Annotated in this window: 13 protein-coding genes and 1 tRNA gene; 5 read left to right on the plus strand and 9 right to left on the minus strand. The window is 53.0% G+C overall.

Annotation, left to right across the window (positions count from 1 at the left end; all coding sequences use genetic code 11):
• Positions 1–37: 37 nt before the first annotated feature.
• The 4 genes from H144_RS33830 to H144_RS0108360 all read right to left on the minus strand — a co-directional run bounded on the left by H144_RS33830 (position 38) and on the right by H144_RS0108360 (position 9,584).
• Complete coding sequence (locus H144_RS33830) at positions 38–4,432, minus strand: Ig-like domain-containing protein (RefSeq protein ID WP_084599934.1); 4,395 nt, start codon at positions 4,430–4,432, stop codon at positions 38–40.
• 77 nt (positions 4,433–4,509) lie between these two features.
• Positions 4,510–7,569, minus strand: coding sequence for a serine hydrolase domain-containing protein (locus tag H144_RS0108350; protein ID WP_019941604.1), 3,060 nt, complete (start codon positions 7,567–7,569; stop codon positions 4,510–4,512).
• 183 nt (positions 7,570–7,752) lie between these two features.
• On the minus strand, positions 7,753–8,466 hold the full coding sequence (locus H144_RS0108355; protein WP_019941605.1) for an ATP-binding cassette domain-containing protein: 714 nt from the start codon (positions 8,464–8,466) through the stop codon (positions 7,753–7,755).
• 2 nt (positions 8,467–8,468) lie between these two features.
• The gene (locus H144_RS0108360; RefSeq protein WP_026350511.1) at positions 8,469–9,584 is read right to left on the minus strand and encodes an acyltransferase family protein; all 1,116 of its coding nucleotides are present in this window, start codon (positions 9,582–9,584) and stop codon (positions 8,469–8,471) included.
• 232 nt (positions 9,585–9,816) lie between these two features.
• Between H144_RS0108360 and H144_RS0108365 the strand changes: the two genes are divergently transcribed.
• Complete coding sequence (locus tag H144_RS0108365; RefSeq protein ID WP_019941607.1) at positions 9,817–10,296, plus strand: hypothetical protein; 480 nt, start codon at positions 9,817–9,819, stop codon at positions 10,294–10,296.
• 113 nt (positions 10,297–10,409) lie between these two features.
• Positions 10,410–11,537, plus strand: a complete 1,128-nt coding sequence (locus H144_RS0108370; RefSeq protein ID WP_026350512.1) for an ATP-binding protein — start codon at positions 10,410–10,412, stop codon at positions 11,535–11,537.
• Positions 11,538–11,633: 96 nt separating this feature from the next.
• Here H144_RS0108370 and H144_RS0108375 read toward each other — a convergent pair whose 3' ends face one another.
• The 5 genes from H144_RS0108375 to asnS all read right to left on the minus strand — a co-directional run bounded on the left by H144_RS0108375 (position 11,634) and on the right by asnS (position 19,316).
• On the minus strand, positions 11,634–13,301 hold the full coding sequence (locus H144_RS0108375; protein WP_019941609.1) for a complex I subunit 4 family protein: 1,668 nt from the start codon (positions 13,299–13,301) through the stop codon (positions 11,634–11,636).
• Between the two features lie 30 nt (positions 13,302–13,331).
• The gene (gene nuoL, locus H144_RS0108380; RefSeq protein ID WP_026350513.1) at positions 13,332–15,284 is read right to left on the minus strand and encodes an NADH-quinone oxidoreductase subunit L; all 1,953 of its coding nucleotides are present in this window, start codon (positions 15,282–15,284) and stop codon (positions 13,332–13,334) included.
• A 65-nt stretch (positions 15,285–15,349) separates the two neighbouring features.
• Positions 15,350–16,561, minus strand: a complete 1,212-nt coding sequence (locus tag H144_RS0108385; protein ID WP_019941611.1) for a serine hydrolase domain-containing protein — start codon at positions 16,559–16,561, stop codon at positions 15,350–15,352.
• 98 nt (positions 16,562–16,659) lie between these two features.
• Entirely contained in the window at positions 16,660–17,796 is a 1,137-nt protein-coding gene (locus tag H144_RS0108390) for a hypothetical protein (RefSeq protein ID WP_019941612.1), read from the minus strand.
• 80 nt (positions 17,797–17,876) lie between these two features.
• The gene (gene asnS / locus H144_RS0108395; RefSeq protein ID WP_019941613.1) at positions 17,877–19,316 is read right to left on the minus strand and encodes an asparagine--tRNA ligase; all 1,440 of its coding nucleotides are present in this window, start codon (positions 19,314–19,316) and stop codon (positions 17,877–17,879) included.
• A 191-nt stretch (positions 19,317–19,507) separates the two neighbouring features.
• Between asnS and H144_RS0108400 the strand changes: the two genes are divergently transcribed.
• The 3 genes from H144_RS0108400 to H144_RS0108410 all read left to right on the plus strand — a co-directional run bounded on the left by H144_RS0108400 (position 19,508) and on the right by H144_RS0108410 (position 21,106).
• On the plus strand, positions 19,508–20,146 hold the full coding sequence (locus H144_RS0108400) for a hypothetical protein (RefSeq protein ID WP_019941614.1): 639 nt from the start codon (positions 19,508–19,510) through the stop codon (positions 20,144–20,146).
• Positions 20,147–20,164: 18 nt separating this feature from the next.
• Positions 20,165–20,944, plus strand: a complete 780-nt coding sequence (locus tag H144_RS0108405) for an enoyl-CoA hydratase/isomerase family protein (RefSeq protein ID WP_019941615.1) — start codon at positions 20,165–20,167, stop codon at positions 20,942–20,944.
• A gap of 88 nt (positions 20,945–21,032) precedes the next feature.
• A tRNA-Arg gene (locus tag H144_RS0108410) sits at positions 21,033–21,106 on the plus strand.
• Positions 21,107–21,142: the final 36 nt, after the last annotated feature.

Consider the following 21,142-nt stretch of genomic DNA (forward strand, 5'->3'; position numbering starts at 1 on the left):
GCAACAAATGTCCCGTGTATTGTTTTTAATTCAAAAATCAGGGCTTCATTACGCGCTGAACGGTACTCAGGTTACCATTCTGTATCCTGATCAGGTACAAGCCCGACGGATAATTGGCGAAATCGACCTCGGTTATTTTTTGTCTGATAGGCTGCGTGGTACGTGGCCTGCCGTTGAGGTCCACCACTTCGATAGAGGCCTGTTTCGGTGAAATCGTGCCGGTTACCTCCACGGTCGTTTTGCCATTGATCACAGTCGGGTACACTTTGGCCCAGTTGGCAGGGGCTGGTGGTTCTACGCCGAGAATCGGGTCTACCTGTACCCTTGCTGTGCCTACTCCGGTACCCGTTCCACAGCCGTTGGTCACTTTCGTGATGGCGTAGGTGGTGGTGGTTTTGGGGGCTAATTTAAATATGTAAGGCGTAGCATTGGCGGTGATCAGCGTGTCCTTGGTGCCGTTGTTCAGGCTGAAAGTCCACGGCGATTTACCGGTGATCTCCGCTTTGAGTTCTGCGCTTTCACCCACGACGATGGTCTGCGTGCCGGTCAATGTGGCCACCGGCAGCGGGGTTGCATTGATGGTGATCGAGCTAACGCTGCCTTTGACGGTGAAATCGGGGTTCGTGCCGGAGCTGATCACGCGCAGGAAGTAGGTGCCGCCTTTGGTGGTGTCCGGGAAAGTGGCTGTCACCACGTTCGAGGTGGCTGTGGATGCGATTGTGTAAAACTTGGCATCCGTATTCTCTTTCGACACCTGCAATTTGAACGTATTACCCGTCGGGAAATCGCCCGATTGCTGGAATGGCACCGTGAACGGCTTTCCTGCGCAAATTTCCGAAACAGAAGCATTACCCGAGTTGATGGTCGGCACTTTCACGGTCACTAGCGCGGTACCGAACGAAATACCTTTACCGCATGCATTCGAAACCTCCGTCAACAGATATGTGGTGGTGGTGCCCGGTTTCACGGTCACCTGCGTGTTGGCCTGGTCGGTGGTGGTGGTATCACCTTTGATTCCGTTGGACAAAATGTATTTCCACGGAGAATCGCCGGTAAACCTGATATTCAGCGTAGCCGACTGGCCGAGGTCGATGGTGGTGTTACCCGAGATCGTCGCAGTAGGCAATGATTTGATATGGATTTTGATCTCCTCTTTCGGGCTTTCGCAGCCATTGGTGCCGGTTTGCGTCACATAGAACGAATAATCCTGGACCTTCTCGGTAAATGGAATGAACGGAACGCCCTGCCATTCGGTGCCGTTTGCCTCGCGGTACCATTTCAATACCGTTCCCGTCGCGTCGAGGGCCGGAGCCGTCGCATTCTGGCAGTATTCGAGGTAAGTTTTGGTAGTTGGCTTCGGCGTGGTGTTCACTTTCACATCGATTTTCGCGCGGTCGCCCGTACATCCCGCCAGTGTTTGTGCTACATAATAAGAGGTAGTCCCGCCTTCCGCAGTGGAAGGTGTCGGTGCGGCCGGGCTGGAAGTACCGCCCGATGCATTCGTTCCATACCAATCCAGTGCAGCGCCGCTGACAGGCGTCGCTTCCAATGGTTTGGCGGCAACAAACTGGCAGTATTCGATCAATGCCTGTGAAATGCCCGGGATAGCCGGAAGCGGCTTCACGAGTACTTTTTGCGATACGCGGGTCGTGCTTTCGCAGCCCTTGCTCGTCACCTGTGTTACGAAGAAAGTCGTTTCCTTTGGTTCTTTCAGGTTAATGGAAGGCGTTGCACCGCTCGGCGATCCGCCGGTGGCAGCGGTATACCAGTTCAGCGTATTGCCAGCCGATGCCTGGGTCGGGAATGTGTAGTTTTTATCCGCACGCTCCTGGCAGAATTCGGTTGCAAGGGGCGCTACGTTGCCCGGGGTTCCGTTTATCGTTACGTCCAGCTTCGCACGCGGGCCCTCGCAAGTGAGCGTTCCGTAGGTGTTGGATTGCGTCACATAGTAAGATTGAACGCCCACTGTCGTCGCGGTTGGTGTCGGAGCGGTGGTTGATCCGGTGCCGCCGGTTGGGGCGCTGTACCATTTGTAAACTGCGCCGGAAGGAGTCAATGCAACTGGTTTTGCACCCACGCAGTAGTCGAGCGGTGTCACAGCAGGAGCCGCAGGCGTATCTTTAATAATTACTTCAATTTTTGCACGTGGGCCTTCGCATAGTCCGGCAGCCGTCTGGCTTACATAATAGTTGGTTGTGCCAACTGTTGCGGTAGAGGGAACCGGCGCGCCATCCAATGCGGTGCCTCCGCTGGCAGCTGTATACCACTTAAGGCCTGTTCCGTTGGCGCTCAACGGCGTAGCCGAGGAATTTTGGCAAAGGTTGATGCTAGCCGTTACAGTTGGTGCGGTCGATGGATTTTTAACAACCACTGCCACTTCCTTTCTCGACTGGCTTTCGCACCCATTTACTGTCTGCGAAACGTAGTAACGGGTGGTTCCGGCTACATTGGTAGCTGGCGTCGGCGCGCTGGCCAATGCCGTGCCGCCGCTCGAAGCAGTATACCATTTCAGGCCGCTGCCGGAGGCGGTAAGCGGGGTGGCTGTTTCGCCGATACAGTATTCAACGAGTGATGTGGCAGAAGGCGCCGGTGTTTCGTTGATGGTTACTTTAATTTCAGCTCTCGGGCTTTCGCAAGCACCTACTGTTTGGGAAACGTAGTAGCTGGTAACGCCTGCCGATGCGCTGGAAGGCTTTGGCGCTGTTGCCGAACCGACGCCGCCTGTGGCATCGGAATACCATTTCAGGTTCGAGCCGGTTGCGGTGAGATTAGCGGTTGGTGAACCGATGCAATAGGAAACATTGCTTACGCCTGGCGCTGCCGGGGGGATACATGCGGTAACAGTGACTACGATTTGCGCCCTTGCGCTTTCGCATCCGCCCACTGTTTGAGATACATAATAGGAGGTAGTTCCAACAGAAGCAGTTGAAGGTGTTGGTGCAGTCGCGGAAGGTGTTCCTCCGGTTGCGTTCGTTCCGTACCATTTCAGGTTGCTGCCTGTTGCTGTCAATGGGGCTGCGGCATCGCCGATGGTATAAGATTTGTTAGATACAGCAGGTGCCGCTGGTGGTGTACAGGCGTTCACCGTAACGACGATCTGCGCTCTCGCACTTTCGCAACCACCCACAGTTTGAGATACGTAATAGGATGTTGTTCCAACGGATGAAGTCGAAGGGGTGGGAGCCGTTGCAGAGGATGTTCCGCCGGTTGCATCCGTTCCATACCATTTTAAACCAGTCCCAGTGGCAGTTAATGGCGTCGCTGCATCGCCTACGGTGTACGACTTGTTGGCAACGGTAGGTGCCGCAGGAGGTGTACATGCATTAACGGTCACGACAATTTGTGCTCTCGCACTTTCGCACCCGCCCACGGTCTGAGAAACATAATAAGATGTTGTTCCGGCGGAGGTGGTTGAAGGGGTAGGCGCCGTAGCCGAACCGGTTCCGCCGGTTGCGTCGGTCCCATACCATTTCAAATTGCTGCCAGTTGCTGTCAATGGTGTAGCGGCATCGCCAACTGTGTAAGATTTATTGGCAACGGTTGGTGCGGCAGGTGGCGTACATGCACTGACTGTAACTACAATTTCCGATCTGGCGCTTTCACATCCTGCCACCGTTTGGGATACATAGTAGCTTGTACTTCCGGCCGATGTGGTAGCTGGTGTGGGAGCTGTTGCAGATCCCGTCCCGCCTGTTGAATTGGTTCCGTACCAATTGAGTGTGCCACCGGTGGTTGCGGTAGCAGCCAACGGCGCAGCGGCGTCGCCAACAGTGTAGGTCACAGGCGTCGTCACAGCGGGCTTCGCAGGTGCCGTACAAGTTACTACCACGTCAATTTTTGCACGCGGGCTTTCGCAGGCAGCTGGTTTTTGGGATACCCAATAGCTGGTGGTTCCCTCGGCCGTCGTTACAGGCACGGGTGCCGTTGCGGAGCCGGTACCGGTTGTAGCATCCGTATACCATAGCAAACCGGTTGTCGGGGTCGCTGTCAATGCAACAGCGGAGGCACCTTTTGCATAATTTACAGGGGTAGTCACTGTTGGGGCGGCTGGGACGGCATTGACGGTCAATGCGGTTTCCGATCCCGTGATTTGTACTACCAATAAAATTCTTGAAATAACCCTGACTTTGTAGGCAGCTCCGGCGGTCGTTCCGGCAGGGATATTGGCGGTTATGGGTGAGGTTTTAGCCGAACCGATTTCCGTAGGGGTCAGTCCGAAGGCGCCGGTCGCATCCGATAACTGTGCGATGAAGTCGGTGTTGGCAGCGGGAGTCCCTGCGAAGGTAAATGCAACCGAAACATCGCTGCCTGCGCAAACGGATGAGGGCGTTACCGCTCCTGTGGTGATACTGGTTTGTCCGAAGGAAAATGCCAGGCAGAATACCGTGGCGAAAATGGTAAGTAAACTCTCTTTAATAAATGTTTTTTTCATGTATCTGTCTTAATATCTTTCCGCTAACCTTTTGTCTGGTAAAGTTAGAGATATTTTTCAAATACGCTGAAGGTGATTTAAGGAAGCTGGCTTTTCCGTTGGATCAGTGAACTGTACACAACATCCTGGATTTTCCGCCGTGTACGTTGGGTCGTAATCGCCGTGTTTTCCGGGTCGGGATTCACCCGGTTCGAAAGAAATACGAACACCAGATCTTCCTCCGGGTCCACCCATACCATCGTGCCCGTAAAGCCCGTGTGACCGAACGAGTTTACCGATGCCTGCGGTGATACGTAGGAACTGTTGCCGTCGGCCGGCGCCTTGTCCCAGCCCAGCCCGCGGTGGTGGCCCTCGTCGTAGATGCGCGAGAAGAATGGCACGGTCGCTTGCTCGTAGTAACGGCGACCGGCATAGGAGCCTTTCCACAAGTTCATTTGAAGCAATACAGCCAGGTCGCGGGCGGTACCGAACAACCCCGCATGCCCCGAAACGCCCCCCACAATGGCGGCCATCTGGTCATGTACCGTACCTTGCAAAAGCTGCCCGCGGAAACGGTAATCCTGCTCGGTAGGGGCGATCTGCTTTTCCGGGAAACGGCGCAGCGGATTGAAGCCCAGGTAAGGCAGGCCCAGCGGTTCGTAAATGTTGGCAGCCACGAAAATATCCAGCGACTGGCCAGTGACGCGTTCCACTACTTTTTGTAATGTCAGAAATCCAAGGTCGCTGTACAGGTAGCCGTAATTACCGGCACGGTCGCGGCGGTTATTCATCGGTGATTCCACGACCCACTTCCACACCGAATCGCGCAATGCACCTTTGGCAAAAAGCTTGGGTGCTACCTGCAAATAGTAGGCTGTGTCCTGTTTCGAACTGTAATATTCCGGCAACAGGCCGCCCGCGCTGGTTTTCGTACGGTCCCAGAGCGACGGATAAAACGAAATGAGTCCGGAACGGTGGAGCAGCAGGTCGCGGATCGTGAAGTTTTGCTTGTTGGTGCCGGTCAGTTCGGGCAGGTATTTGGCGGCCTTTTCGTCCAGATTGATTTGCTTCCGGTCGTACAGCAGCATGACCGCCTGCAACGTGGCCGACACTTTGGTGAGCGATGCCAGGTCGTAGATCGTTTCCGGCGTTACGCGGTCGTTGGTCCGGTAGCTCAGCCCGCCGAACTGCTTTTCATAAATAATCTTTCCCTGCCGTGCCACGAGCACTTCGCAGCCGGGGAAAACATGGTCATTCACCGCCGCTGTGGCGATTTCATCAATTTTTTTCAACGAAATCCCATCCATGCCGACACTCTCCGGCGTACCGAATGCAATGCGGTTAATGGAAGTGGTGGTCACGCCGCTGCCCGATTTAAATGCGAGCACCGACACCGGCAGCCGCCCCTTCGAGGGCAGCGCACCGAATATGATCTGCGGCACGATTTCCTGCTGGTCCTTCCCGTCCTGATTCGCGCAGATTACGACATCGGTATCGGGGAAAAACTGAATGCTGTACGGTGAGCCGAACAGGCAGAGGATCACTTTTTTGTTCTGCTGTTTGAGCTGCTTCACAAAATCCACCATACCCGTGGTAATGCCGTAGTTGCGGCCGGGCTTGGAACTGATACCGTGAATGTCGACGACCACCGTGTTGTAAGGTTCCAGGTAACCCAGCATTTCAGTAATCTGCTCCTGCGAGGTCGGGCCATCGTAAAACGAATAGCTGCGCATTGGTTTGTACGTCGAAAGCATTTTCTGGAATGTCGTGCTGCTGCCCTCGCCAATGCTCACCGAAGCCATGTTATTGTCGAGCACCGAGCCGACAGGGATCAGGTTATTGTCGTTTTTAACCACCGTCACAGATGCTTCCGAAAGCTCGCGGTACAGTTCCTTGCTTTTTTCGCTGTTCAGGTCGGCGTACAGGTTGTTAGTATCGATAGGCTTGTACTGGCTCAGTCCGGCCCAGTATTTGGCCTGCAAAATGCGTTTCACCTTGTCGTCGATGATCTTGTCGCTGATCAGCCGCGAGTTGATGGCGTCTTTAATGCGGGTTACCGTTTCGGCAATGCTTTCGGGGTAAAGCAGCACGTCGTTGCCTGCTATCAATGCTTTCAGGTTCACATCGGCCGCTTTGCCGTTTTTGAGCACGCCGCGCATGTTCATGGCATCGGTGAACACGAGCCCACGGAAACCAAGGTCCTTGCGCAGTAATCCATTCACCACTTTGTCCGACAGCGAGCTGGCCTGGTTCGGCGTGTTGTCCAATGCAGGAATGTACAAATGGGCATTCAGGACGCCCATGAGGCTGTCTGCGATCATTTCGCGATAGGGGTACAGGTCGGTGTTGTTGAGCTGTTCCAACGAATGCGTGAGCACAGGCAATGTAAAATGCGAATCCGCATCCGTGTCGCCGTGGCCGGGGAAATGCTTGGCGGTAGCGATAATGCGGTTATGCTGTAAACCTTTCATATAGGCGATGGACTTCCGCGCCACATTCTCTTTATCCTCTCCGAAAGAACGTATACCGATCACCGGATTAGCCGGGTTGCTGTTCACATCCGACACCGGCGCGAAGTTGATCTGAATACCGAGGCGCTTGCATTGGCGGGCAATGTCGTCGCCCATGCGGTAAATGAGGCGGTCGTCCTGGATGGCGCCTAGTACCATTTGTTTCGGGAAGGAAATCGTGCTGTCGAGGCGCATGCCGAGGCCCCATTCGCCGTCGATGCCAATGAAAAGCGGGATGTTGGAATGCGACTGGTAGCGGTTCGTAAGCTGTGCCTGGCCTACCGGGCCGCCCTGGAAGAATATCAGTCCGCCGATCTGGTAGTCGTTGATCAGCTTGTCGATGTATTTATAATGCGATTCGTCGCGGTTGGAGAACGTCGCGACCATGAAAAGCTGCCCGATCTTCCGCTCGATCGTCATAGCTTTCAGCGTGCTGTCCACCCAGGCATTTTCCGGGAGAACAATCACGGGATCAGGTCTTTTTTTAGGGGCTTTATGTTTCGGTTCGGCAGCCCTGGCAGGCGTCGTTTTAACGGCCACCGACTTGACGGCCATCATTTTCCACGCGACGGATGCCACGGAGGTAAGCACCACCAGCGCCACAACAATTACAACAACACGAAACCGGCCGAACCACCAATTTTTCATACCTGGAACCACTGATCTTAACGAGGGAATGTTAGGTTTTCTATTTCAACAACTGACATGGGCATTTATCAAAAGTTACAATAATAACAATTTCCGCGCGCTTTAAATCCTGCAAAATATGGTTTTAATGCAATTCTAATATTTGCCCTGCCGAATATCGCCTTGGTAGTTACTGTCGGTACATCAAGCCTGCTGCGTGAGCTTCTTGAAAATCTCTTCCAATGAATCACCGGTATCTCTCAATTCTTGCAATGAGCTGTCGCTCACCACTTTGCCTCTATTGATAATGATCACGCGGTCGCATAATGCTTCTACTTCCTGCATAATGTGCGTGGAAAATAGCACGGTTTTGTCTTTTCCGGCCGTGCGGATCACCTCACGGATCTCCTGGAGCTGGTTCGGATCGAGGCCGGTAGTGGGTTCGTCGAGGATCAGTACGTCGGGATTGTGCAAAAACGACTGCGCCAGTCCCACGCGCTGCCGGTAACCTTTTGAAAGCTGCCCTATTTTCTTGCGGCGCTCCGGCTCCAGTCCGCACATCGCGATCACCTCGTCCACGCGCGCCTGCAATGCGGCCCCGCCCATACCGTACAGCTTGCCGGAAAAAAGCAGGAATTCCGCCACGTACATATCCAGGTACAGCGGGTTGTGCTCCGGCAGGTAGCCAATCGCCCTGCGCGCAGGCATCGGCTGCGTAAGCACATCGAAATCCGATACTTTCGCCAATCCTTCGGTGGGTTTGAGATAGCCTGTGAGGATCTTCATCGTCGTGGATTTCCCCGCGCCGTTCGGGCCGAGGAAGCCTACTATTTCCCCTTTTTTGAGGGTAAATGAAATCCCGTCGACCGCGCGCTGCGTTCCGTAAACCTTCGTCAGATTGGTGACTTCGATGGACATTCTTATACTTTTAAAAACAGTTTATTCCTGTAAAGTAAATACATAAATGCCCATTGTACGGCGATAAATGCAATTACTTCACCCACCGCTTCGAAGCCGTGCGGGAAATAGCTCAGTATGCCGCCAAACAATGCGCGGGCCGTGTAACCGAAGTCGATGAAGCGGCCTACCATATAAATGACGATCGAATTCATGCCGATTACGACGAAGAACAGCGTCCATTTGCGGTATTGCAGTACGTCCACGATCCAGTAGAACAAGGCAAGCAGCAACGTGCTGAAACCGCCCGCGCAGAGTACGAACGAGCTGGTCCAGAGGTTCTTGTTGATGGGGAAAAAATAGTCCCAGACGAGGCATACCAGCAAACTCACGACGCCTGCGAAGGCCAGGTACGCGACTTTGTTTTTCTGGGAAATGACTTCGTGGCTCGTCCGCAGCAGCTCGCCCGCGAAAATGCCCATGAGGCCGGTAGCGATGGCCGGAATAGTGGACACGAGGCCTTCCGGGTCGTGAATGGTGAGGTGAAGACGGCCGGGGATGATCATCTTGTCGATATAGCTGGCGGGGTTGCAGTCGATCGTGAGCAGCCCTGCGCCACAGCCCGGCACGGGGTAGAACATCATGAACAGGTAGTAGCCAACGAGCAGGCCGCCGAACCAGATCCACCGTGCCCGGTAGCCGAAGTAGAGGTAAATGATCTGCGCGAACATGCCCGCGAGACCGATCCGCGCGAGTACACTCGGGTAGCGCATCTGCGACCATTCGGTTTCGAACAGTCCGTTGTTATAAATAATGCCGAGAATGACAAGGATAATGCCCCTTTGAATGGCTTTCCGGGCCAGCTGCGACGCCGGGACGCCTTTTTCGAGGCGGCTGCCGAGGGAGAATGGCGTGGAGACGCCAGCCATGAAAAGGAATGTGGGGAAAATGAGGTCGTAGGCGCGGAAACCGTTCCAATCGGGGTGGGTAAACTGGTGGGCCAGCACAATCGCCCACGACCAGCCGGTCACTTTGGCGAGCACGTGGAAAATTTCTTCGCCACCTGAAATCCAGAACATATCAAAACCACGTAGCGTATCGAGGGACAACAACCTTTGGGAAGGAGCACTATCTTTCATCTGATAAAACAGGGTGTAGGGAAATAAAATTTGGGAAATAGAATGCAGTTTGAAATAAAACCAATAGCAACTACTGTAAAGATTGCAAAAAATACTATCTGCGCATTCGTGCAAAACTACATTTATTTGAATAACCCTAAAACTCTGTGAGATAGTGAAAAAAGAATAACATTATATACTACCGGTCCCAAATGCCGTTATAAGCATCGAATTTTTAACCCATGTTCACCCCATGAAAAGAATCCTGACGCTGATCTTCGCCCTCGGCCTGCTATTCATCGCATTCACCCCTTCTGACTTATTCGCCCAGCGCCGCGGTGGTGACCGCCGCGGTGACGACCGCCGTAACGAAATGCGTCGCAACGACGACCGTCGCGGTAACGACCGCCGCGACGATGACAGTTTCCAGAGTGACGATCCGGCCAACAGCAAGCTCAATAACCGGCGGCTGGAAAAGAACATGGACAAGTACGCTGACCAGCTTCAATTGACGAAGCGGCAGCAGAAACAGCTCAAAAAGATCGACCGCCGTTACGCGAGAATGGAAAGGAAAATGAAGCGCCGGGGCGATAATAGAAGAAGCGACCGCAAGCGTCTGGCAGAGGAAAAACGTGTTGAAATTATCGAAATACTAACCCCAGACCAACAGCAGACGCTCCAAGCATTGTCGAAAAAGGGTCGGTTTAGTTTGGATCAGTTGTTTGGGAGGTAGAGCCTGGAAATCGGCCAAATCTTATAATTTGGGATTTGAATCCAAAAATATTATGATTATTTTGGATTTGAATCCTTAAATATCATAATTTTATTGGAATTGAATCCGGAATTATGATTATTCGAGCTCAGCAACAAGCTGCATTAGATTCCTTGTTTAAAGGAAAAGCATTTATCATATATGGCCCAAGACAGGCCGGCAAGACTACTTTTTCGGAACAACTGCTTCAAATTGTCGGCAGAAAAACACTAAGGCTCAATGGCGACGATGCCGATACCCGCGAAGCTTTCCTACGGCCGAATGTGACGTTACTGGAAAGGATTATTGGGGATAACGAAATCATCTTCATCGACGAAGCGCAACGCATTCAGGACATTGGCATGGTGATTAAGATCATAGTCGATCGGTTGAAGCATGTACAGGTGATCGCGACGGGTTCATCTTCCTTTGAATTGGCAGGAAATATCAACGAACCACTTACCGGTCGGCGGTATGAAATGCAACTATTGCCAATTTCCTACGAAGAGTTGGTCAATTATACCGATTACCTTACTGAGCAACGACTTCTGGAACAACGGCTGATCTATGGTTCGTATCCAGAAATCGTCACAGACCCCGTAAATGCTGAAAAACATCTCAAACTCATTGCGAACAGCTATCTATACAAGGATTTGCTCTTACTGGAACAGGTCAAGAAACCTGTTTTACTCGAAAAGATTGTAAAGGCGATTGCATTGCAGGTAGGAAGCGAGGTGAGTGTTACGGAAATCGGCAGGCTGGTTCAGGCGGATAACAAGACTGTGGAGAAATATATCGATCTCCTGGAAAAGGCATTCGTGCTTTTTACCGTGCCGGCGTTTTCAAGAAATGTCCGTACCGAAATCAAAAAGGGAAGGAAGATTTATTTTTATGATAACGGGATTATCAATGCGGTAACAAACAATTTCAATCCGTTGCAAAACCGGAAGGACGTAGGTGCATTGTGGGAGAATTACATCATCAGCGAGCGCAAGAAGCATCTTAATTCGAAAGAGCTGGATGCAAAAATGTACTTCTGGCGAACTACGCTGCAACAAAAAGTCGATTATTTAGAGGAAGCAAGAGGCGAGCTTCGGGCATTTGAATTCAAATGGAACTCCGAAGCGTCAGCAAGATTTCCGTCAACTTTCCTTACGAACTATCCCGATGTAAAAACCGGGCTCGTTACTCCGGCTACCAGGGATCAATTCCTGACCTCCTGACACGCCTACCCATTCCTAACAAGTCCTGATCATACCTGGCTACCCTTGACAACCTCTGACCATACTTGACAATACCCTGAGCACACCTGATCAAAATTATTTCAACCCTTCCAGCCAAACCTCGATCGTAGCCCCCGACAAATCAAACAGCAGCCCTGGCAGAATGCCGACGAGGATCGTGAGTATGACCAGCGGCACGAGCATGAATTTTTCGCGGCGTGTAAGGTCGGTGAGGACCTGAGTAGTAGCGTTTTTGTACCAGAAAGTACTGAAAAACATGCGCTGGTAGGTCCATAGGAAATAGCCGGCGGCGAGCACGATGCCCAGCGTGGACAATGCGGGGATCCATACCGGTAATGCTTCCGACTGGAATGCGCCCATCAGCGTGAACAGCTCGCCGACGAAGCCCGAGAAGCCGGGGAGACCCAGCGATGCGAAATATGCGATTCCGGTGATGACCGTGTATTGCGGCATTACGCTGATCAGGCCGCGGTAATGGTCGATCCGGCGGTCGTGGGTACGATCGTAAATGACGCCCGTGAGCAAGAATAGCATTGCCGATAAAATTCCGTGGCTAACCATCTGATAAATGGCGCCGTTGAAACCTTCGGGCGTGAAAGCGGCGATACCGAGCAGCACGAAACCCATGTGCGATACCGACGAGTAAGCGATCATTTTCTTCAGATCGCTTTGGCCTAATGCATTGAAACCGCCGTAAACGATCGAGATCATACCCAGGATAGCCAGCGGAATGGCGCTGTACAATGCTTCGGCCGGGAAGAAACCGTCGACGATGCGGATAAAACCGTAACCACCGATTTTAAGCAAAATACCTGCGAGTACCACGGAAATGGGCGTCGGCGCTTCCACGTGCGCGTCGGGCAGCCATGTATGTACGGGCACGACGGGCAGTTTTACGGCGAACCCGACGAACAGGAACCAGAATGCGAGCAGGCGCACGGGAATATCGGCGATGAAAAATTCGGAGGTAGCGCTCAGGATGGAGCCGGGAATGTAGTTGCCCGGATCGGCCAGGTACGAGAACCGGAATGTGTGAATAAGCTGCTCAGGAGCGATTTTACCGTCGAAAAGCCATTGCTGGATCTGCGGGATCATGTCGGGGTGAATGGCATCTTCGGGGCCGATCAGGCCGACGGCACGCGCCGTTTCCACCGGGTCGATCACGGATAGGTAGAGGCCGATCATAACGATCAGGATCAGCAGCGAGCCCAGGAATGTGTATATGAAGAATTTCAATGCCGCATATTCCCGCCGCGGACCGCCCCACAGGCCGATGAGGAAGTACATCGGCAGGAGCATAAATTCGAAAAACAGGTAAAACAGGAAGAAGTCCTGCGCGAGGAAGCAACCCATAATACTGCCCGTCAGCAAGAGGTACAATGCAAAATAGGCCCGGGATTTGTGATTGATATTCCACGAACTCACTACGCCCACCAGCATGACGACTACCGCCAGCAGTACGAGCGGAAAGCTGATACCGTCTACTGCCAATGCATAATCAATGGAGACGACGCCCAGCGAACCGATGGGCAGCGTAATCCAATCCCTTACTTCGGACAGTTGCAGGCCGGCATCGGTGATATTGAACGACAGGTAGGAGCCTGCCGTAACAACCACTTCGAGCAGCAACGCCACCAGGGCGATGAGGCGAAAATTATGCTGGCTGTCGACCGGCCAGAAGGCGACGGCCGCGGCACCCAGCAGTGGTATGGCAATTAAGAAGGTGAGTATATGATCAATCATTAATCAATAAATTAAACCGGCCGGAGTGCATTAAAGCGCAACCAGCCACAATATCAGTAAAAAGACGCCCATTACCGTCACGATGTAGTACGACTGTATCCGGCCGCTCTGCATGTTCCGCGCCGCCTTTCCGGCCGAACGGATCGAGAAAACGGTGAAGTGTACCGCGCCGTCGACGAAGAACCGGTCGACCCAGGCAATGAAATGTCCGAACACGAGGCTGCCTTTCGCAACCAGGTCGACGAATGCGTCGACAATATTTTTTTCAATGGCTTTCAGGTACCTCGCGATGACGTCGAAAGGAATGATGAAGTAATGCTCGGTCGAATAGCCGCGTAGCCAGTTCCAGGGGCTCTGGGCCGGTTCGCCCGCGGGGATCGGGTCGTTGACCTGGAAAGGGTTTTCGGCGCTGGTTTGCCGGTAGGCAAGGAAAATCGAGATGAATGTGACCGCGCTCGCTACAAATGGCACCCATACCAAGTGCTCCCCATCCTCCCGACCGATCCAATGCAGGAACCAGCCCCCGGCATCGAACGGGTTGACGGAAAACCAGAAAAACAACGATAGTGCGGAAAGCAGCGCCATAGGCAGCCACATCGCTACCGGCGACTCATGCGGATGCACGGCAGCGGGAGAGCGGTTTGTTCCAAAAAACACGAGCCACATTTGTCGCGTCATGTAAAAGGCTGTTAATCCGGCCGATGCGATCACCAGCACCGGGAACAAGTAGCCCGGCGCGCCAAATTCCGAAGCCCATAGGAAACCTTCGGTGATGATGGCGTCTTTGGAAAGAAATCCCGAAAAAAACGGCAACCCTGCCAGCGCCGCCGCACAGATAGAAAAACATACGAATGTAATGGGCAATGCCTTGCGCAATCCGCCCATGGTGCGCATATCCTGCGGGTCGTAGCCGGGCAACTCATGGCCTGGGGTTACCGCGTGTATCACCGAGCCGGCCGAAAGGAACAATCCCGCCTTGAAGAATGCGTGCGTCGCGAGGTGGAACAATGCCGTTTGCCAGCTCCCGAAACCTACCGCCATGACCATCAAGCCAAGCTGGGACATCGTCGAATAGGCCAGGACTTTTTTAATATCCCAGCCCTTCAATGCCTTTATAGCTCCGGTTACCATTGTGATCGCTCCGATTGCGAGTACTACCAAACGGGCGTCAACAGTGAGCAAAAAGGATATTCTGGCTAACAAAAAAATACCTGCCGCCACCATGGTCGCCGCATGGATCAATGCGGAAACGGGCGTTGGGCCTTCCATCGCATCGGGAAGCCAGCCCGAGAGCGGGAATTGCGCCGATTTACCTACACAACCACCAAACAGACAAATGCCGATGGCCGTGAGCATGCCTGGCGGAATGGTCCCGATTTCGAGGGAAAGCACTTCAAAGTCGGTAGTACCTATATAGTAGAAGAGCATTAAAATACCCGTCAGAAAGGCGGCATCACCGATGCGGTTTAGCACAAATGCCTTCTGTGCAGCCCAAACGGGGCGTTTTTTAGCATACCAAAATCCAATCAGCAGATAAGAAGATAGTCCGACAAGCTCCCAGAAAATGTACATCACAATGAGGCTGTCCGCCAGCACAATGCCCAGCATCGAGAAAAGGAACAGCTGAATGAATGCAAAATACCGGTTCACATTGCGGTCGTCGTGCATATAGGCCGTCGAGAAAAACTGCACGAGCAATGCTACGGAATGCACGATGACGAGCATCATGGTCGAGAGCGTATCGAAACGGAAGGCGAGTTCGATGGAATGGCTGCCGATGGTAAGCCATTGAAAACGAAGGATATGCTCAGCACCGGGATCCGCGGAAGTGAGGCTGATGGCCAGACCGGCGAGGGTAATCAATGCGCCTATCCAGCCTGCAAATTTATTTAGACTCGTTCCACCCAGCCATAGCAATAAAAAGCACGAAAACGGCAAGCCTAGTAGCAGATAAGCAGGTAATAGGAATGCAGAATCGGGCATAAGGCGCGGAAAATTCGTTTAAATTTCGGCAAATATCCTGAATTCGCGGCCGAATTCAAACAATACTAGATGTCTTTCTCGATGTCGTCGATCTTCCCCGAACCGTGAACGACCTCCAGCAGTTCCCGCAGATCGTACGTGGAGCGGTTATACGTATTGCCAAGTACGATGATCACCGCGTCGTCTTCGGGGCATACCCACAGCATCGTGTTGTAGCCTTTCCACCAGCCGCCGTGGTAGATAAACCGGGGCGTATGGTCCTCCTTGATGTGCATCCGGAAGCCGTAGCCGTAGTTGCGGATGCCGTCGCGCTCGAAGCTGCGGGGCGTAAATGCTTCGTTCAGCATTTTCTTTTCGAGGATCAGGCCCTTGGTCAGCCCATTGTAAAACCGGTAAATGTCGGCCGTGGTCGAGTAGAGGCCCTTATCGCCGACGACGTCGTCGTAATAATCTTTTTCGAGCCTGCGGCCGTACTGATGGCCGTCGGTGCGGTTTTTCGTGGCGGCAATGGTGGTGTCGGTCACGAGGTAGGTGTTTTGCATGCCCAGCGGCGTGAAAATCTGGCTGTTCAGGTACTTGCCGAACGAATCACCCGTTACTTTTTCCACGATCGCGGCCAGGACGCAGTAGTTGGTATTGCAGTAGTTGAACGACCTCCCAGGCCGGTTGTAAGGCTGTGGGGTCGGGACCACTTTGGCATACCAATCCAGAATATCGAGGTTATCCGGGTATTTTCTGCCGTGCCGGACGCTGTCGTTGAACGAATAAATGTAATTCGGCAAGCCGCTGCGGTGGCTGAGCAGCATATCCACTTTCACGCCGTGGTAGGGAAAATCCGGAAAAAAACGCTGCACCGAATCGTCGAGCGCCACGAGGCCTTCCTGCACGAGTTTCAGAATGGCCACGGCCGTGAATGGCTTGGAAAGCGACGCGAGCTGGAACCGGGAGTCGGCCGTGAGCGTGTCCTTTGCCCGCATATGCGCAAAGCCGAACGAGTTTTGGTAAAGTATGTTGCCTTTTTGGACGACGAGCACGTTGCCATTGAAACCGGCTTTGCGCTTGCGCCGGAAAATGTCTTCGATCTTCGCGATTTTGGCGGCCATTTCGGCATCAGGATTCGTCACCGGCACCGGATCGAGGTTCGTGTTCGATTTGCCGGTTACGGCCAGGTCCGGGGAGTCGCTTTTGTTTTTTCTGACTAATCCCCACGAAATCAACAAAATAACCAGGACGGCAACCGCCATCCACCACACTTTCGGCTGCACTTTTTTCAACATAGGCTTTTGGCCTTTAAATAATTCAGAACGTTGCTTTGCTAACGACGCAGTCTTAGCATTTTTTACACTTTATCATTACAAATTAAGCGCAGAATGCTTTACGGAACCAACACTTTCAGTTCTTCTTTTACGGTATTGTTAACGTATACTACAAAATAGATGCCAGAAGGGAGTGGCCGGTAAGGTTTGAGGAATATACGTCCGTCCGGGCCATTCTCACGACGAAATGGTACCGATATTCCCGATTCGCTGTGTAACGCAAGAAACGCATTGTGGCCATCGGGCGCGTGCAGGGTAACGGTGTGCGGCGAAGCAGGGTTAGGCGCAACGTAAATACGGCTTATCGGTTCCGGAGCGAAAACGGCGACCGGTTTGCAGGTGGTAAAGCTTCCGTCACGATCGACGAGCCTTAACCTGTAATAATTGTTGCCTGCCGCAGGATCATTGTCGGTGAATGCATAGGAAGTTCGCCCGGCCGTTTCCCCGGAAGCAGCCACCGCCCCGACAGGTCCGAAGTTCCGCATATCGGCGCTGCGTTCGATCACGAATTCCTTACTGGATTTTTCCCAAGCCGTTTCCCAGTTAAGCGCCACTCGTCCGCTTTCAAATTCTCCCTTAAAATAAATCAGGTCTACCGGCAGTATAATGGCCTGCACATCGCCGTTGATGGAAATTTCATCGAACCACAATGTGCCGTAAATATCCACCGGGTTATAGGCGTAAATGCGTAATGTGAAAGTGTTACCGGAAAGGTTCCCGTAGCTGACGGGGATCGAATAGCTGTTGAAAACGCCGTTGTTGCTGATCGTGAATGCATTCAGGTCGGCCGCGAAACCGTCCATGCCGGTGCGGATTTTAATGCCGTTCGGCCCGTTGGGCGAGCGGCGGAGGCGGAAGGAAATGGAGGTAATGTTGTATTTCAATGCGCCGGCGCTGAAAGAGAACTCCATGTAGCGGCCCGACGAAAATGTCGTCGGCCACGGCCTTACAATGTAGCCCGTGCCGATGGCGCCGCCGCCGGAGCTGTACACCGTCGGCAGGGTAAATGTGTTGGGCCCACCTGCGAGCTGCGCGCCCGCAGGCGCAAAGTTGGCATGGTCGGAAATGCCGGCCTGGGTGTAATCCATCGTCCATTTGACGTGGAACGGGTCATTGGCATGGGCATTGAAAACAAAAAGCAGTACCGCAACGATGGTCGCAGTACTGCCTGTCAGGATTGGATTGTCCCTTTTCATGTGCGTGTGGTTTAAATGAAACTTACACTAACTGCTTTACTTGATACGTAAAGCCATGAAAAAGGTAACAACTTGTAATATCAGAATTCGGCGCTTTTCGGGTAACGCGGGAATGGGATCACGTCGCGGATGTTGCCCATGCCGGTTACGAACTGCACGAGGCGTTCGAAGCCCAGCCCGAAGCCCGAATGCGGCGCTGTCCCGAATTTCCGTGTTTCGAGGTACCACCAAACGTTTTCCGGGTCGATACCCACTTCATGCACGCGGCCGAGCAGTTTTTCGTAATCTTCCTCACGCTGGCTGCCGCCGATGATCTCGCCGATGCCGGGGAAGAGCACGTCCATCGCGCGCACCGTTTTGCCATCCTCGTCGAGTTTCATATAAAACGACTTGATCTCACGGGGATAGTTGGTCAGGATCACCGGTTTTTTGAAATGCTTCTCTACCAGGTAACGCTCGTGCTCGCTCGACAAATCGATGCCCCAACCGGTCACCGGGAACTGGAATTTGCCTTCTTTTTGCGGCTTCGATTTTAGCAAAATCTCGATCGCCTGGGTGTATGTGATGCGTTCGAAAGGATTATCGACCACAAATGCCAGTTTTTCCAGCAATGGCAGTGAGCGCTCGTTTTGCGGCTTGTTTTTATCTTCTTCCGCGAGGCGGTTCTGGAGGAAATTCAGGTCGTCTTTGCAGTTGGTCAATGCATAGGTGATCACTTTTTTGACAAAGTCCTCTGCCAGGTCCATATTGTCTTCCAGCTCGAAGAACGCCATTTCCGGCTCGATCATCCAGAACTCGGCGAGGTGGCGCGTCGTATTGGAGTTTTCTGCCCGGAATGTCGGCCCGAATGTATAGATCTTCGAAAGGGCCATCGCGCCGAGCTCGCCTTCCAGCTGGCCCGAAACGGTGAGGTTGGCCTCGCGACCGAAAAAGTCTTCTTTAAAGTTGATAGCGCCTTCCTCGGTACGCGGCAGATTGTTCAAATCGAGCGTCGTCACACGGAACATTTCGCCAGCACCTTCCGCATCGGAAGCCGTAATCACCGGCGTATGCAGGTAGAAAAAGCCTTTTTCATTGAAATACTGGTGCACCGCAAACGCCAATGCGTGGCGGATGCGCAGGATCGCGCTGAATGTATTCGTGCGTGGGCGCAGGTGGGCGATCTCGCGCAGGAATTCCAGTGAATGCTTCTTAGGCTGCAACGGATACTGCTCGGGATCGGCGGTGCCATACACCTCGATATCGGTAATTTTCACCTCCACCGTCTGCCCCGAGCCCTGCGACTCGACCAGCTGGCCGGTTACTTTCAAACACGACCCGGTGGTTACTGTCAACAGCAGCTCGGCAGAAAACTGACCGGGTTCAGCCACTGCCTGGATATTATGTATGGTCGACCCGTCATTCAACGCGATGAAGATCGCGTTTTTGCTTTCTCTTTTTGTTCTTACCCAGCCCTTTACGACAACCGATTGGTTTTCAGGCGCAGTCTGTAAAATGTCTTTGATTTGCAACGGTCCCATTTTTTCAATTCAAACTTTAAATGTCAGCCGGTTAAAGCCCGGTTTTTTTACGAATGAGGCGCAAAATTACAAATTCGGGCACGAAAACCTATTGTAGGCGGGCAACTTACTTTTCTGTGCGGCGCGATGATTGTACAGTCTGGTTTTCAGTTTAATTTTGCTTTCATCATCCTGATTAAAGACCTGTTGTTTTGAATAACCGACTTGCTATCATTTTATCGGTGGTTTTTCACCCGCTGATACTCACGACATACCTGTTTGCATTGCTCTTTTTGCTCGCGCCCGACATTGTGGGCGTCAGCGCACTGGAATTGCCCGCGCTGGGAAGCCTGCTGCTGCTGCTTTGGCTGAATACGTTTATCGCGCCGGCGATTATGATGTTTTATTTCAAAAAAACGGGCGTGATTTCATCGTTTTATGTAGAAGATGCCGCAGAGCGACGTCTGCCGTACTTTTCCTGCATTGTGATCTACGCGGTGGCTACGTACGTGTTTGGCTGGAAATTGCAGCCGATCAGCGAGCTCGCCCCGCAAATCTCCGTGATCCTGGCCAATGTAACGCTCTCGCTGATAGTAGTGGCGATGATCAGCAATTTCTGGAAGATCAGCGCCCACGCCACCGGCATCGGCGGGGCCATCGGCCTGCTGTCGGGACTCATGGTCCGCTTCGACGAGCTCGCATTGCTGACGCCGCTGCTGCTGACCATCCTGATCGGCGGCTGGCTCATGAGTGCGCGGCTGCAACTGAACGCCCACACGCCCGCACAAATCCTCGCCGGCATTTTTTGTGGCCTGCTGGTCAGTAGCGGCACGGTTTATTTCTTCTTTTGATACAAACCACTTCACGGCATGTATCAAAACCTCATTTTCGACAACACCGACGGCATTGTCCGCATCACGCTCAACCGGCCGGACGTATTCCACGCATTAAGTCCGGCGCTCATCGCCGAAATCACCAGGGCGGTCCAAACCGCGGCCGACGACGATTCCGTGCGCGTTGTCCTTCTGACTGCCACAGGTGAAAAAGCCTTCTGCTCCGGCGCCGACCTGAAAGAAGCCTCTGCCTCCGGCAAAAGTGCCGGTGAAATCCTGCGCGACTACTACGAGCCGATGATCAACGCCATTCGCGACATTCCCAAACCGGTGATCTGTCGCATGAATGGCCTGGCGGTGGGTGCCGGATGCTCATTGGCGTTGGCCTGTGACATGGTGATCGCCGCCGAAGACACATATCTAAGCCTTGCATTTATCCAGATCGGCCTGATGCCCGATGCCGGCGCGACGTTCTTTTTGCCAAGACTGATCGGCCTGGCCCGCAGCTTCGATCTAGCCACCAACGCCCAGCGCATTTACGCCAGCCACGCACACGACATCGGGCTGATCACCCGCGTCGTCGAGCGTGAAGGTCTCGACGCGCTGGTTGAAAAACAGCTCGCCCACTACCGCCACGCCCCGACGCAGGCGATCGGCGCGATGAAGCATGCATTCAACCAATCAATGCATTCGAACCTGCCGCAAATGCTTGAAACGGAGCGGGAGAGTCAGGGAATGCTGTTTGGCACACAGGATGTGCGCGAAGGGATCGCAGCATTTTTAGAAAAAAGGAAGCCTGATTTTCAGGGTAATTAGCGATTCAGGCAAATTTTTTGAAGATTTTTCATTCGCGGAATTTGGTATTGGAAAATCCCTTCCTATCTTTGCAGTCCAATTCGGAAATGGTTGCGTAGCTCAATTGGATAGAGCACCTGACTACGGATCAGGAGGTTTGGGGTTCGAATCCCTACGTGACCACTACTAAGGCGCCTTTCGCAAGATTGGCGCTTTTTT

Source organism: Dyadobacter beijingensis DSM 21582, from assembly GCF_000382205.1.
Lineage (GTDB): Bacteria > Bacteroidota > Bacteroidia > Cytophagales > Spirosomataceae > Dyadobacter > Dyadobacter beijingensis.